The following is a 13,874-nucleotide window of genomic DNA, read 5'->3' as shown; positions in this document are numbered from 1 at the left end:
ATCCGACCTCTCCCGATGGGAGAGGTAAGAGCTCATTCGCGATCCCGCTTTCCAACAACCAATGTTGACGTGCGGCCCGCTTGCCCCTGCTATAAATTCTCCCGAAGCGCCGCGTGGCTCCGGCCAATGCGCGGGTAGCGGGAGCGAACAGAACCTTGTCCGTGTCCGACCATACCGGCCCCACCAAGACCGCCTTCGTATTCGCGGGCGGCGGCAGCTTCGGCGCCATTCAGGTCGGCATGATGCATTCGCCCGCCGCGCACGGAATTTGCGCCGACATGGTGGTCGGCTCCAGCGTCGGCGCCCTCAACGGCGCCTACTACGCTGGTGACCCGTCATTGAAGGGCGTGCTGCAGCTCGAGAGCATCTGGCGCGGGCTGCGGCGGCGCGACGTGTTCCCGGTGACGTGGCGGACGCTGCTGGGATTTCTCTGGCGCCGGGATTTCCTGATCCCGCAGGGCGGGATTTTGAAATTGATCGACGATCATCTGCCCTATCGCAACCTGCAGGACGCCAGGCTTCCGCTTCATATCGTCACCACCGACATCGTCTCGGGCGACAGCGTGGGGCTGTCGGAAGGCCCGGCCGCCGAGGCGATCATGGCTTCCACCGCGATTCCCGGCGCCTTCGCGCCGGTTCGCCACAACGATATTTACCTCGCCGACGGCGCGATCTCCTCGAACACCCCGGTCAGGGTCGCGGTCGCCAAGGGCGCGCGGCGCCTGATCATCCTGCCGACCGGATATGCCTGCGCCACCACGAAGCCCCCGTCAGGCGCGGTCGCCAATGCGCTGCATGCGCTGACGCTGCTGATCGCGCGGCAATTGGTGAGCGAGCTCGAAGGCCTCGGTCCCGACATTGAATATGTCGTGGTGCCGCCATTATGTCCGCTGGTAGGATCGCCCTACGATTTCTCGCGCACCGCAGATCATCTCGAGCGCGCCATCCACAGCACCGATGCGTGGCTGGCGAAGAACGGCCTGGAGCAGGGCGGGATTCCCCACGAGATGCGCCCGCACCGCCACTGACCCGCTCGAGGCGGCGGAGGTTACGCTGCAGTGCGAAAGGGCGCGCGGCGGCCGGCATCGCATTGCTTCTCCGCCGGATGATTCGATAGCCTTCCGCGAAACGGTCCGCCATCATATCCGTAACCTCTAATGCCGGATATCGTGTACAGGATTATTTCGAGAGTTGGATTAGGCTCAAGGCCGGCAAGAATGATATCGGCACAATCTGCCCGAGGGATCCCATGGAAACGCTGATGCTTCCGTTCTCTCCGCGCTTCATCGTCCTGACGATCTGCGCCGTCGTCACGGCCTTGCTGCTCGCGATCGGGATCGTGGATGACAACACCAAGGTGTGGGAATTGATCCTGGTGCCGATCCTGATTTTCGGCGCCCTCACATTGCTCGGCCTTCGCGATCTCACGCAGAAGAGCCACGCGGTTTTGCGCAACTATCCGATCTCGGCGCATATCCGCTTCCTGCTGGAAGAGATCAGGCCGGAGATGCGGCAGTATTTCTTCGAGAGCGAGAAGGACGGCATGCCGTTCAGCCGCGACACCCGCGCGGTGATCTATCAGCGCGCCAAGATGGAGCTCGACAAGCGGCCGTTCGGTACCCAGGAGGATGTCTATCGCGAGGGCTACGAATGGATGCACCATTCGATGTCGCCCAAGACCCATGCCAGCGAGAAATTCCGCGTCACCATCGGCGGCCCGGATTGCGCCAAGCCCTATTCGGCTTCCGTCTTCAACATTTCCGCGATGAGCTTCGGCGCGCTCAGCCCGAACGCAGTGCGCGCGCTGAATGCGGGGGCGAAGAAGGGCGGCTTCGCCCACGACACCGGCGAGGGCGGTGTCAGTCCCTATCACCGCGAAAACGGCGGCGACATCATCTGGGAAATCGGCTCGGGCTATTTCGGTTGCCGTAACCGCGACGGCAGCTTCAATCCCGAATTATTCGCCAGCGTTGCCTCCGATGACCAGATCAAGATGGTCGAACTCAAGATCAGCCAGGGCGCCAAGCCCGGGCATGGCGGCGTGCTGCCGGCGGCCAAGGTTTCCGAGGAGATTTCCAAGATCCGGGGCGTGGCGATGGACGAGGATTGCATCTCGCCGGCGTCGCACCGGGCGTTCTCGACTCCACTGGAGATGATGGCGTTCATCGCCGAGATGCGCCGGCTGTCCGGCGGCAAGCCGGCCGGGTTCAAGCTGTGCATCGGCCATCCCTGGGAGTTCCTCGCGATCTGCAAGGCGATGCTGCAGTCTGGAATCTATCCCGATTTCATCGTGGTCGACGGCAATGAAGGCGGCACCGGCGCGGCACCGCTGGAGTTCATGGATCATCTGGGTACGCCGATGCGCGAGGGCGTCAACTTCGTCCATAACGCGTTGATCGGCATCAACGCGCGCGACCGCATCAGGCTCGGCGCCTCCGGCAAGATCGCGACCGCCTTCGACATGGCGCGCGCCATGGCGATCGGCGCCGACTGGTGCAATTCGGCGCGCGGTTTCATGTTCTCGCTGGGCTGTATCCAGTCGCTGAGCTGTCATACCGACCGCTGTCCGACCGGCGTTACCACCCAGGATCCCACGCGCAACCGCGCGCTGGTGGTGCCGCACAAGATCGAGCGGGTGTACAATTATCACCATGCGACGCTGCATGCGCTGGCGGAGCTGCTTGCCGCCGCCGGTCTTGACCATCCGCGCGAATTGCGGCCGATCCATTTCTCGCAGCGAAGCTCGACCACCGAGGTGCAGACATTCGCGCAACTTTATCCGTCGCTTCGCCCGGGCGAGTTGATCGACGGCACCAGCGATCCGCGCTTCCGCGACGCCTGGGCACTGGCGCGGGCGGAGACCTTCGCGCCGGCGGGGTGAGGCGGATCTCCATTCTTGCGTCGCCCGAGCGTTCGTCGGGCGACAGATATCAGAACTCGCCGTGGAAGCGGCCCGAGAAGATGTGGACCGGCCCGCGGTCGGCGTTGTAGGCCGGGTTGGTGATGAGCTGGTAGTCGGCGGTCAGCGTGAGCTGCTTGTTGAGCGCATAGGCGTAGTAGGTTTCGAGGATGCGCTCGCGCCGGTAGTTCAGCGCGCCGTCGCCGATCAGCACGCCGAGCCCGCCGGCGGCGACGAAGTCGCGATGGTCTTGCGAGAGCGCGTTGATGGCGCCGCCGATCCCGATCACGTCGTCGGGCCGGCCCCATTTGGCGCCCTTGATCGACAGGCCGAGCGATAGCGAGGCATCGATATCGGTGAACGCCATGATCTCGGTCTTGCCGTTGTTCCAGCTCCAGCGCCCGAACAATCCGACCTGGTCGTTCAATGCCTGTTCCATGCTGACGACGTAGCCGTATTTGATGCGGCCCCTGCGGGTCTGCGCGATGTCGAGATCGAACGCCGGATTGTTCAGGGTCTCGCGGTAGCTGCCGGAATTGGCGCTGTTGAACCAGGCGATGGTGCGCAGTTTCCCCGGCTGCGAGAACAGCGAATAGCGCGTCTCCAGTTCGATCGCATAGGTTCCGCGCTCGAACACTTTGGTGTCGAAGCTGTTGGCGTTGGATACCGACTGCATCAGGAAATAACCTGCGCGCAGCGCCCATTGCTTCTGATTCAACTCCGCGGTGGCACCGTAGGTCAGCCCGAGCTTGTCGGCCGAATAATCGAACGCGCCGGGCGCCCACATCGACCAGTTCATGAAGTCCTTGCGGGTATCCTTGGCGTAGGAGTTGCCGTCGAAGACATCCAGGACCGCGAACTTGCCGGCCTGCAGCGTCAGCCGCGAAACGTCGACCTTGCCGGAGAGCTGGCCGGGTGCGCTCGCCAGTTCCTCCTGCTCGCCGCCAAAGCCAAACGTCTGGCGCAGGAACAGCCGCGAGGTGTTGTAATGCGGGTAGGGGAAATTCGATTTTTGCGCTTCGCCATTGGGAAAGCCCGCGGCGCCGACGGTGTTGTTCAAGCCGAAGCCCTGCAGCAGTTCGGGGTTGTAGTAGACCTCGCCGCCCTCCCACAGCCGGGCGTTCAAATACAGGCCGTTGCCCCAGGTCGCCTGCACCTGCGGCGCCGGCGTAAAACTGTTGGTTCCGGTATAGGGCGCGCGAAAACGCGGATAGCCTTGCGGCAGATAAGTCGTCTGACCGTGGATTTCCCAGGAAGCGGATTCCGGATCGCTCAGCGACGTCTTCGGCGAGAAATTGGGCGATCCCGGCCAGTCGACCTTGCGATTGAGGCCGACGCGGATCGACTGGAAATCCAGGGTCGAGGAATATTGCGTGCCTGACGGAAACCGGATGTTGGCATCCTCGAACCGGTTGTAGAGATATTCGAGCTTCAGGCTCCAGTGCGGCGCGAAGGCATATTCGACGCCGGCGCCGGCAGCCCAGCCGAGCCGGATGTTCAGGTGCTTTTCCTCGGTGCCGTTGGCAGGCGTGTTGCTGAAGCGCTCGCCGGCATAGGCCAGGCCGCCGGTGGCATAGAGCAGCCAGTGGCCGGAAGCGTAACCGAGGCGGCCGCGCACTGTTCCGACATAGTCCAGATGCTCGACGATTTCGGACTGCGGCGTCGCCAGCACGGCGACGATCGAATCCGAGATCAGATAATTCGGAGAGGTGAGATCGGCTTCGACGCCGAACAAGAGCCCGGACGGCAGCCGCACATTGTAGCCGGCCTGAACGCCGCCGATCATGCCGGCGCTGGCGCTGTTGGTTGCGGTGGCGTTGAGCAAGGGATCGGTGAGGACGGCGCTGGCCGGGGCGCGGCCGTAGCCGGCATGCGCGCCGATATAGAGCCCGGTCCAGTCGAACGCCGACGGAACGGGCGGCGCCTTGCGCGGCATGTTGGCTTCGGCGGCGAAGGCCGCGCCATCGAACGCAAGCAGGCTCAGCGTGATGCCGGCGAATGCGCCTTTCGGGGACCGGGCGATGCGGATCATCGCCTGGTTGCCGGCGCGCATTTCTGCGGAACTCTTCGTCACCAATGTCATACGCCGCGCTGCCCCCAGCAAATCCAGTTTCGTTGCAGCCGTCCGGATTTGCCGCCCTTTGCGGTCAAAAAACCAGATCGTCCCAGCCGCCATCCACTCCCGAGAGCTTTATTGCAAGTAATTCGCAATTGCAAGAAGCGGCGAGAATCCGGCAGCAAATATCACATCGCATCGTGACCAGCGTGCAACACAATGAAACCGTTCCAGTTTCAAGGAATTCCAGCTGCAAAAAGTTGACCCGCCCGGGGGGACAACCGGGCGGGTCGGAGTGCGGCACGGGGTGGATGAGGCGCCCGTGCCGGACGCGAAATCCACAGTCAGAGCGTTTTCGGGCGAAGCGATTCGGGAAAACGCGCTGATACCCTCAAGCCGATCATCAGAAATTGCAGGTGCGAACGCGGCCCATGTAGTTGCCGTAGACGTCGAACTGGCGCACCCAGCCGCAGCGGCGATAGCCGTCGTAATAGTAGCCGTTGCTGGAAGCGGCGATGGCGCTGCCGACGACCGCGGCGCCGAGCAGGCCGGCTCCGATGCCCCAGCCGAGCGGCTTGGCCTGGGCCTGAGAGGTGGTGGACGCAACGGTGCCGGTAACGGCAAGGGTGGCGAGGGCGAGGGCGGCGATTTTGGTCTTGATCGACATGAGAAACTCCATCCGGTTGAACGCGGCACCGTTTTGGTCCGCATGGCCAGTTGGACGGAGGCTCCCCGAATCCGGTTCGAACCGGCTCGATTAACTCCAGGCAATGTTTAATCGATCGTGATTACAACAGGTTAGTCCAAAGATCAGGGCTTCGGGCCGGTCCCGAGCGTTGCCGGATCGAATTTGTCGACGTCGCCGAGCAGCTCGCAGAAGGCGCGCGCGCCGTGATCGAGCAGGCGTTCGCCCTTCGCCGCGGTAGCCAAGGTCGCATCGCCGGCGGCGCCGCTCTCGTGCAGGTCCTGCGCCTGCCACGCGAACGGCACCGGCCGGTGTGCCGAAAGCCAGCGGTATTGTCGTTCCATCGCGATGCTGTTGGGCCGGAAATCGGCAATCGCGTCTTTGCGCACATGCTGCGGATAGCGCGCCAGCATGATCGAGGTCTCGACCGCGCCGCCATGGATGCCGTGGCGCAACTCTTCCGCCGGGAACAATCCCTCCGGCGTGCCGAAGCGCGACCAGCTGGTGGTGACAGCGAGAAGCCCGTGATGCGCGCGCAGATCCTGCGCGACCAGGCTCATCGCGGCGCTGTTGCCGCCATGGCTCGTGACCATCACCAGCTTTCGCAAGCCCGCGCGCGCCACGCTCTCGCCGAGCGCCATCCAACTCCTGAGCGCAACCTCGGTCGGCAGCGTCAGCGTGCCCGGATAGTGGATATGCTCGGTGGAAATCCCGACCGGCTGAACGGGCAAGAACGTCGCCGGAATAGTGTCCGGCAGCAGTTCGCGCACCCGCGCCAGATAGGCCTCGCCGATCATGACGTCGGTCTCGACGGGCAGATGCGGGCCATGCTGCTCGGTCGCCGCCAGCGGCAGCACCGCGATCCACCGCGCCGCCTCGGCCGGGGCAATCTCGGGCCAGCGGATCTCGGCCCAGTCGCGGGGAGGAAGCAGGGAAGTCATCGAGCCAGGCGTTTCTTCGAACCGATTTGCAGGGTAGTTTGCAAGGGAGTTTGGTATCCATTCCCGGGACGCGATCGCGTCCATCCATCCCATCATGGGCCAGAACGATCGACGGAGTCCAACCATGAAGCCGGCCTTTTTGCCGCGAGCGTTAACCGCAGCTCTCACGGCCCTGTTTGCGGCGATCGCGCCGGCGTCTGCCCAGACCAGCCTGGACAAGGTCTCGTTCGGAACCAACTGGGTGGCCGAGGCCGAGCACGGCGGGTTCTTCCAGGCGCTCGCCGACGGCACCTACAGGAAATACGGCCTCGACGTCACCATCGTGCCGGGTGGCCCCAACGACAACAACCGCATGCTGCTGATCTCGGGCAAGCTCGATTTCTTCATGGCCGCCAACACGCTGATGTCGTTCGACGCGGTCGCCAACAATGTGCCTGTCGTGACCGTCGCCGCCATCTTCCAGAAGGACCCGCAGGTATTCCTCACCCATCCCGATTCGAAGGTGACGAAACTCGAAGACCTCAAGCCGCTGACGCTGTTCGTCTCCAAGGAGGGGATCTCGAGCTATTTCCAGTGGCTGAAGACCGAATACGGGTTCAGCGAGGACAAGGTCAGGCCCTACACCTTCAACTCGCAGCCGTTCATCGCCAACCGGCTGAGCGCGATGCAGGGCTACGTCACCTCCGAGCCCTTCGCGGTGGAAAAGGCCGCCAAGTTCAAGCCGGGCGTGATCCTGCTGGCGGATTATGGCTTCAACACCTACTCGACCCTGATCGAGACGCGGGCCGATCTCGTCGACAGGAAACCGGATATGGTGCAGCGCTTCGTCGACGCCTCCATTGTCGGCTGGTACAATTATCTGTACGGCGACAACGCGCCCGGCAACGCGATGATCAGGAAGCTCAATCCGGAAATGACCGACGAGCTGCTGGCCTATTCCGTCGCCAGGATGAAGGAACACGGCATCGTCGATTCCGGCGACGCGCTGAAGGACGGCATCGGCGCCATGAGCGACGCGCGCATCGGCAGCTTCTTCGACAAGATGGTGCGGGCCGGCGTGGTGCGCCGCGACATCGACTTCCGCAAGGCCTATACGCTGCGCTTCACCAACAAGGGCGTCGGCCTCAATCTGCGGCCGAAGAACTAGCGCGCGATGGCCGAGCCCGCCGCCTTGCCTGGATTCGAAACCCTGCGCGCCGGCCTCGCGGTGAGTTTGCGCCGCGTCACCAAGGTCTATGACAGCGGCGTCGCCGCGCTCGGGCCGCTCGACCTCGATGTGCGCAAGGGCGAGTTCGTTTCACTGCTCGGCCCGTCCGGCTGCGGAAAATCGACGGCGCTGCGGCTGATCGCGGGCCTCGGCGTGCCGACCTCCGGCACTGTCGGCGTCGCGCCATCCGCAAGCGGGACCGGCGCCGGGCATTCCATCGGCTTCGTGTTCCAGGAGCCGACGCTGATGCCGTGGGCCACGGTGTGGGATAATGTGCGGCTGCCGCTGAAATTGTCCCGCGCCCGATCGGCGGAAGCGAATACGCGAATCGGCGCGGCGCTGGCCCAGGTAGGATTGACCGAGTTCGCCGGTGCCTACCCGCGCGAATTGTCCGGCGGCATGAAGATGCGGGTTTCGTTGGCGCGCGCTTTGGTCACCGATCCGGATATCCTGCTGATGGATGAGCCGTTCGCCGCGCTCGACGAGATCACCCGGTTCCGGCTCAACAACGACCTGCTGGCGCTGTGGCGCAATCTGCGCAAGACCGTCATCTTCGTCACCCATTCGGTGTTCGAGTCGGTCTACCTGTCGCAGCGGGTGATCGTGATGACGGCGCGCCCCGGACGGATCGGCGCGGAGTTTCGCATCGACGCGCCGGAGCCGCGGGATGAGGATTTTCGCACCTCGGCCGGTTATGCCGGCTATTGCCGCAAGGTTTCCAACGCGCTGGCGCCCTCCTATTCGGGGCAGTCCGGCTGATGAGCACCCCGCAAACACCATTGCTGGCCGCGGGGCAGGGCACGGAGGAGCGCCGCGTCCTCTATCTCGCGCGCATCCTGCTTCCCGCGGTTGTGCTGGCGGCCGGCATCGCGATCTGGGAGTTCGTGGTGTGGCTCAACGGTATTCCACCCTATGTGCTGCCGGCGCCGACGGCGGTGTTCGAGACCCTGGTCAAGGACTGGGCGGTGCTGTCGCAATCGCTTCTGACCACGCTTCTGACCACGCTCGAAGGCTTCATTGCCGCAGCCGTCGGCGGCATCGCGCTGGCGCTGCTGTTCAATCAGTCGAAGTGGCTGGAATATTCGCTGTTTCCCTATGCGGTGATCCTGCAGGTGACGCCGGTGATCGCGATCGCGCCGCTGCTTTTGATCTATCTGCCGCAGCAGACCGCGGTGGTCGCCTGCGCCTGGATCGTCGGATTCTTTCCGGTGCTGTCCAACACCACGCTCGGGCTGAACTCGGTGGATCGCAATCTGGCCGGCCTGTTTCAACTCTACGGCGCGTCGCGGTTGCAGACGCTGCGCTATCTCAAATTGCCGGCTGCATTGCCGTTCATCCTCGGCGGATTGCGGATCGCGGGCGGGCTGTCGCTGATCGGCGCGGTGGTCGCCGAAATCGCGGCGGGCTCCGCCGGCGCCGGCTCCGGCCTCGCCTACCGGATAGCTGAATCCGGCTATCGTCTCAACATTCCCCGGATGTTTGCCGCACTTCTGTTGCTCTCTGCCGCCGGAATTGTCATTTATGGGCTGCTGGCGCTAACCTCGCATCTGGTGCTGCGGCGCTGGCACGAGAGTGCGCTTGGAAAGGAAAATTGATGGCTGCGGGTAATATTTCGTCGGAGAAGATCGATCTGCTGGTCTATGGGCCGGGCAGGCCCATCATCCAGAACGGCTTTTCCGATCAGTTTGTCCTCCATTCGGCCGAGACCAAGCACGACCTCGAGCGGCTGGCGGGCACGGCGGAGAAAATCCGCGGCATCGCCGTGACCTACCACACCGTGCACGCCGACCGAAGCGCGCTGGCGCTGTTTCCCAAGCTCGAGATCGTAGCTTCCTTCGGCGTCGGCTACGATCACGTCGATTCGGCTTACGCCCGCGAACACAACATCGTCGTCACCAACACGCCTGATGTGCTGACCGAGGAGGTCGCCGACGTCGCGATGGGACTTCTGATCGCGACGCTACGTGAGTTCGTCAAGGCCGACCGTTATCTTCGCTCCGGCCTCTGGACCACCCAGAACTATCCCTTGAGCGTGGGCTCGCTGCGCGACCGCAAGGTCGGTATCGTCGGCATGGGCCGGATCGGCCAGGCGATCGGACGCCGTCTCGACGCCTCGCGCGTTCCCGTCGTCTATCATTCGCGCAAGCCGGCCGAGGGCGTGTCGTACAAGCACTATCCCGACCTGATCGAGATGGCGAAGGCGGTGGATACGCTTGTCGTGATCGTACCCGGGGGGGCTGCGACCGCCAACCTGATCAATGCCGACGTGCTGAAGGCGCTGGGGCCGCGCGGCGTCGTCATCAACGTGGCGCGGGGCTCCGTCGTCGACGAGCAGGCTTTGATAGCGGCGTTGAAGTCGGGGACCATCCTGGCCGCGGGGCTGGATGTGTTCGCCAAGGAACCGGCGGTGCCGGACGAACTTCGCGCCATGCAAAATGTCGTGTTGTTGCCACATATCGGCTCGGCTTCGGTGGTAACGCGAAACGCGATGGATCAACTGGTTGTCGATAATCTGAAGGCATGGTTCGCCGGCAAGCCGCCGCTGACGCCGGTCGCGGAAACGCCGGTGAAGGGCCGCTGATGTCCGCAGGTCGCCCTGGCATCGGGTTGCCGGCGCTTGTGGCGTTGCTTGTGTTGCCGGTTTCTTTGGCGTCGCCCGCGTGGTCGCAGGATTCCGCCGCCCTGAAAAAGGAAATGGTCGGCCAGTGGGAGCTCTCGACCACCGAACGCAGCAAGACCTGCGTTGTCACGCTGAAGGGCGATGCCACGCCGCAAGGCTTGAAGCTCGAGCTGGAGTCCGGCTGCGCGGCGGCGCTGCCCTTCACCAGGGACATCACCGCCTGGAACGTCAGGGGACTGGATATCGTGCGGCTGCAGGACGCCGCCGGACAGCCGGTGATCGATTTCACCGAAGTCGAGAGCGGGATTTTCGAGGGGCTGCGGCAGGGTGAGGGCATCTACATCCTGCAAAATCTCGCCGCCGCGCGCTCGCTGGCCAAATCGATGGACCAGATGATCGGCGACTGGTCGATGGTCCGCGGCAACGGTGTGGCGATCTGCGGCCTGACGCTGACCAACACCGAGGCGAGCCCTGACAATTTCCAGGTATTTCTCAAGCCGAAATGCGATCCCGCGATCGCGGCCTTCGCGCCCACGCAATGGCGGCTCGATCGCGGCCAGATGATATTGATGTCGGCCAAGGGCGACACCTGGCAGTTCGAGGCCGACGACAATGCGCAATGGCGGCGGGTGCCCGACAGCGCCGACCCCCTTATCATGCTGCGGCAGTAATTAGCGCGGTCGAATGCCTGGCTTTCCAAGTTCGGGGAATATGAACTCTATGCCTGCCTGGGCCAAAGTGCGTTCGATGACCTCCAAAGCCGCCTCGGCTGAATTTATTGGTCCATCGCCTTGCTCGTAGCGACGAATCGTCGTTGGAGAAATGGCAGTTTTCTCGGCGAGGTCCTTCACGGATAATGCAAGCATCCCTCGTGCGGCTCGTATTTGAGCGCCGGTCAATTGCTTCGGTCTCGCCGAGTTCGGGGAATACCGCTTCTCGATTTCAATGTCGGTAGACAGGCCGATCAATTCCAGCGGCTCCCCGCGGCGGCTGAATACCTGAACGATAGTCGTGCGCGCCCATCGATATGAGTTGTCGCGCTGACGAATCCGATGCTCGAATCGGTACGGATTTCGCGAGAGGGCCGCCTGACGCCACAGCCCCTCGACCAAGGTGTTCTCATCCGGATGAACAAAGTCCGTCCAATGCTCGGATTGGCGGCCCATGGGCCGTTCCGCAATCGTGTCATCGGGTCTCAATACCTTCGTAATGTTGCCGCTCTTGTCTCCGAACCATACGATCCCCTGGGCGGCCCGGATCAGTGCATCATAGCGGCCGCTTGCGATATCCAGCGACTGAAGCAATTCGTGCCGCTTGGTCACGTCGAAAGAGACGCCGATCGACCGAACGGGATGGCCATCGGAATCGAGCAGCAATTCGGAACGTGTCGCTATCCAGCGAATGCGCCCGTTCGGGCGAATGATACGGAACTCCCACTCGGCCGGCAGGCCTTCGTTGAGGGTCCGGCTGACGGCCTCGGAGGGAGGGCGGTCATCCGGATGGACCATTTGCGAAAGAACCGAGGATGAAGGCTTGATCGAATCCGGTTCGATGCCGAGCAGCGAAAAGAAGCCGTGAGACCACTGCATATCGCCGCTCGCCAGGTCCCAGCTCCAGGTGCCCGCTCCAAGCTTTTCTTCGATGAAACGAAGAGTTTCCCGCGCGCCTAGGTTGCCGTCGAACAATATGAGCATTGCGTATCCGGATTCAGCCTCCGGCTGAGCGTTCCCAAAGGTTCTCGGTTTAGTTGCGATTGATTCGCAACACCGACTTCAACATAAGTTAAAGCTTCGTCACCGGACAGCAGAAAATAAATCTGGCAACCGTGGTCCCCGACATAGCCTGATTTCTCGCGGCTGATCTGCCTCGGAAGCCCCCTATCGCAAAAATTGCCAACTGCGGCCCGATATCTGCCGGGAGCACTAAAATTTTTTCTGCTTCCGGCCCGTAGTTGCCCGGAACGGCGCCCAGATTTTCATCAAATGCCGAATTCCTCGGTTAATTCTTTGTTAACGCGCGTGAAACTAGTTCTGCGCACAATTTATGACAGCCGTTTTTCTCGGCCTTTTGGGGGAGCCAGAACATGAGCGATGAAAGCACGATCCAGGAACGGCTCCGGTTCAACATGATCGATCAGGGCACCGTCGCAATCCTGCGCGAGGCAAAGCCCTTCATCCTTTCCGAGATGCCTCTGATCCTGGATGCGTTTTACGATCACATCGGCAAGTTCGCCGAGACCGCCAAATTCTTCAGGAACCGCGACCATATGATGCACGCCAAGAAAATGCAGATGCAGCATTGGGCGATCATCATGGATGGCCGCTTTGACGAAGAGTATGAATCCTCGGTCACCAAGATAGGCGAAGTCCACAACAGGCTCGGCCTCGAGCCGCGCTGGTATATCGGCGGCTACAACGCGCTGGTGTCTGGGCTGGTCAACGCGATCGCGGACCGCATGCCCGTCCAGAGGTTCGATCGCAGCGGGGCCAGGAAGAAAGCGAACCTGCAGACGGCTGTTATCAAGGCAGCCATGCTGGACATGGATTTTGCGATTGCTGTCTACATCGAGGCGGGCCGCCGCGACCGGCGTTCGATCCTGGAGCGTCTGGCCTCCGACTTCGAAAAGACGATCGGCGGCGTCGTCAACATCGTGGCATCGGCGGCCACCGAATTGCAGACGGCGGCGCAGACCTTGACCTCTTCGGCGAATGAGGCCGCCACGCAGTCCGTGGCGGTAGACGCGGCGTCAAAAGATGCCTCGTCCAACGTTCAGTCGGTTGCCGCTGCAACAGAGCAATTGACCGGGTCAATTCGGGAGATATCCCGGCAGGTCAATGAATCCGCGCGCACCTCGGGCGAAGCAGCGCGCGATGCGGATCAGACCGCCGGGAAAATGCGTCGCCTCTCGGAAGGCGCTCAGAGAATTGGCACGGTGATCGACCTGATCAACAACATTGCAGGACAGACAAACCTGCTGGCGCTCAATGCAACGATCGAAGCGGCGCGCGCCGGTGAAGCCGGGCGCGGCTTTGCCGTGGTGGCCGCGGAAGTGAAGTCGCTCGCCGAGCAAACCGCAAAGGCAACCGCGGAAATCGCGGGACAGGTGGGGGACATACAGAGTGCGACGACGGAATCGGTGGAAGCCATCGGAACGATTACGGGCGTCATCAAGACCATGAACGACATTTCGACTGCGATTGCTGCTGCCGTCGAGCAGCAGGGGTCTGCGACCAACGAGATTTCCCGCAGCGTTCAACTTGCCGCAAGGAGCACCGGCGAGGTTTCCGTCAACATCTCCAGAATCACCCAGTCGTCGGGAGAAACCGGTGCTGCTGCCTCCCAGGTCCTGTCGGCTGCATCGGAACTTTCCCAACAATCCGAACAGCTTCGCGCGGAAGTGGACAAGTTCCTCGGGACGGTGAGGGCAGCGTAGAAAAGGCGATGGAAGTGACGGGACATTCCGTGG

Annotated in this window: 12 protein-coding genes; 8 read left to right on the top strand and 4 right to left on the bottom strand. The window is 62.7% G+C overall.

Features of this window, described 5'->3' with window-relative positions; all coding sequences use genetic code 11:
- Positions 1-161: 161 nt before the first annotated feature.
- Both KMZ68_RS24770 and KMZ68_RS24765 read left to right on the top strand, forming a co-directional pair.
- Positions 162-1,028 (top strand): patatin-like phospholipase family protein, encoded by an 867-nt coding sequence (locus KMZ68_RS24770; RefSeq protein ID WP_249779467.1) that lies wholly within the window; start codon positions 162-164, stop codon positions 1,026-1,028.
- A 221-nt stretch (positions 1,029-1,249) separates the two neighbouring features.
- Positions 1,250-2,881, top strand: a complete 1,632-nt coding sequence (locus tag KMZ68_RS24765; protein ID WP_215613717.1) for an FMN-binding glutamate synthase family protein — start codon at positions 1,250-1,252, stop codon at positions 2,879-2,881.
- A 49-nt stretch (positions 2,882-2,930) separates the two neighbouring features.
- On the opposite strand, the gene KMZ68_RS24760 is transcribed toward KMZ68_RS24765, so the two are convergent.
- The 3 genes from KMZ68_RS24760 to KMZ68_RS24750 all read right to left on the bottom strand — a co-directional run bounded on the left by KMZ68_RS24760 (position 2,931) and on the right by KMZ68_RS24750 (position 6,572).
- Entirely contained in the window at positions 2,931-4,952 is a 2,022-nt protein-coding gene (locus KMZ68_RS24760; protein WP_371741390.1) for a carbohydrate porin, read from the bottom strand.
- A 406-nt stretch (positions 4,953-5,358) separates the two neighbouring features.
- Positions 5,359-5,622: a hypothetical protein gene (locus KMZ68_RS24755; protein ID WP_215613716.1), complete on the bottom strand. Its 264-nt coding sequence runs from the start codon at positions 5,620-5,622 to the stop codon at positions 5,359-5,361.
- 143 nt (positions 5,623-5,765) lie between these two features.
- Positions 5,766-6,572: a creatininase family protein gene (locus KMZ68_RS24750; RefSeq protein ID WP_215616461.1), complete on the bottom strand. Its 807-nt coding sequence runs from the start codon at positions 6,570-6,572 to the stop codon at positions 5,766-5,768.
- Between the two features lie 133 nt (positions 6,573-6,705).
- Between KMZ68_RS24750 and KMZ68_RS24745 the strand changes: the two genes are divergently transcribed.
- From KMZ68_RS24745 to KMZ68_RS24725, 5 genes are read left to right on the top strand one after another with little or no spacing between them, the layout of a single operon-like run.
- Positions 6,706-7,728 carry an ABC transporter substrate-binding protein gene (locus tag KMZ68_RS24745; RefSeq protein WP_215613715.1) on the top strand — a complete coding sequence of 341 codons (1,023 nt, stop codon included), beginning with the start codon at positions 6,706-6,708 and terminating at the stop codon, positions 7,726-7,728.
- Between the two features lie 6 nt (positions 7,729-7,734).
- Positions 7,735-8,547 (top strand): ABC transporter ATP-binding protein, encoded by an 813-nt coding sequence (locus KMZ68_RS24740; RefSeq protein WP_215613714.1) that lies wholly within the window; start codon positions 7,735-7,737, stop codon positions 8,545-8,547.
- Positions 8,544-9,383: an ABC transporter permease gene (locus KMZ68_RS24735; protein WP_371741485.1), complete on the top strand. Its 840-nt coding sequence runs from the start codon at positions 8,544-8,546 to the stop codon at positions 9,381-9,383. Before KMZ68_RS24740 ends, KMZ68_RS24735 begins: the two co-directional genes overlap by 4 nt.
- Positions 9,383-10,369, top strand: coding sequence for a 2-hydroxyacid dehydrogenase (locus KMZ68_RS24730; protein WP_215613712.1), 987 nt, complete (start codon positions 9,383-9,385; stop codon positions 10,367-10,369). The genes KMZ68_RS24735 and KMZ68_RS24730 overlap by 1 nt, the downstream gene beginning before the upstream one ends.
- Positions 10,369-11,079 (top strand): AprI/Inh family metalloprotease inhibitor, encoded by a 711-nt coding sequence (locus KMZ68_RS24725; protein ID WP_215613711.1) that lies wholly within the window; start codon positions 10,369-10,371, stop codon positions 11,077-11,079. Before KMZ68_RS24730 ends, KMZ68_RS24725 begins: the two co-directional genes overlap by 1 nt.
- Here the strand turns inward: KMZ68_RS24725 and KMZ68_RS24720 are convergent, their stop codons facing one another.
- The gene (locus KMZ68_RS24720) at positions 11,080-12,102 is read right to left on the bottom strand and encodes a PAS domain-containing protein (RefSeq protein ID WP_215613710.1); all 1,023 of its coding nucleotides are present in this window, start codon (positions 12,100-12,102) and stop codon (positions 11,080-11,082) included.
- Positions 12,103-12,491: 389 nt separating this feature from the next.
- Here KMZ68_RS24720 and KMZ68_RS24715 point away from each other — a divergent pair, with 389 nt between their 5' ends.
- A complete protein-coding gene (locus tag KMZ68_RS24715) occupies positions 12,492-13,841 on the top strand; it encodes a globin-coupled sensor protein (RefSeq protein WP_215613709.1) in 1,350 nt (449 codons plus the stop codon).
- The last annotated feature ends 33 nt before the right edge of the window (positions 13,842-13,874 follow it).

Source organism: Bradyrhizobium sediminis (genome assembly GCF_018736105.1).
GTDB lineage: Bacteria > Pseudomonadota > Alphaproteobacteria > Rhizobiales > Xanthobacteraceae > Bradyrhizobium.
This window is presented reverse-complemented; position numbering and strand designations above follow the sequence as displayed.

What these genes read in the sequence shown, in the direction of transcription:
- KMZ68_RS24765 (WP_215613717.1), top strand. Translation starts at nt 1,250, where the DNA reads ATGGAAACGCTGATGCTTCCGTTCTCTCCGCGCTTCATCGTCCTGACG.
- KMZ68_RS24760 (WP_371741390.1), bottom strand. Translation starts at nt 4,952, where the DNA reads ATGCGCGCCGGCAACCAGGCGATGATCCGCATCGCCCGGTCCCCGAAA.
- KMZ68_RS24755 (WP_215613716.1), bottom strand. Translation starts at nt 5,622, where the DNA reads ATGTCGATCAAGACCAAAATCGCCGCCCTCGCCCTCGCCACCCTTGCC.
- KMZ68_RS24745 (WP_215613715.1), top strand. Translation starts at nt 6,706, where the DNA reads ATGAAGCCGGCCTTTTTGCCGCGAGCGTTAACCGCAGCTCTCACGGCC.
- KMZ68_RS24740 (WP_215613714.1), top strand. Translation starts at nt 7,735, where the DNA reads ATGGCCGAGCCCGCCGCCTTGCCTGGATTCGAAACCCTGCGCGCCGGC.
- KMZ68_RS24730 (WP_215613712.1), top strand. Translation starts at nt 9,383, where the DNA reads ATGGCTGCGGGTAATATTTCGTCGGAGAAGATCGATCTGCTGGTCTAT.
- KMZ68_RS24725 (WP_215613711.1), top strand. Translation starts at nt 10,369, where the DNA reads ATGTCCGCAGGTCGCCCTGGCATCGGGTTGCCGGCGCTTGTGGCGTTG.
- KMZ68_RS24720 (WP_215613710.1), bottom strand. Translation starts at nt 12,102, where the DNA reads ATGCTCATATTGTTCGACGGCAACCTAGGCGCGCGGGAAACTCTTCGT.
- KMZ68_RS24715 (WP_215613709.1), top strand. Translation starts at nt 12,492, where the DNA reads ATGAGCGATGAAAGCACGATCCAGGAACGGCTCCGGTTCAACATGATC.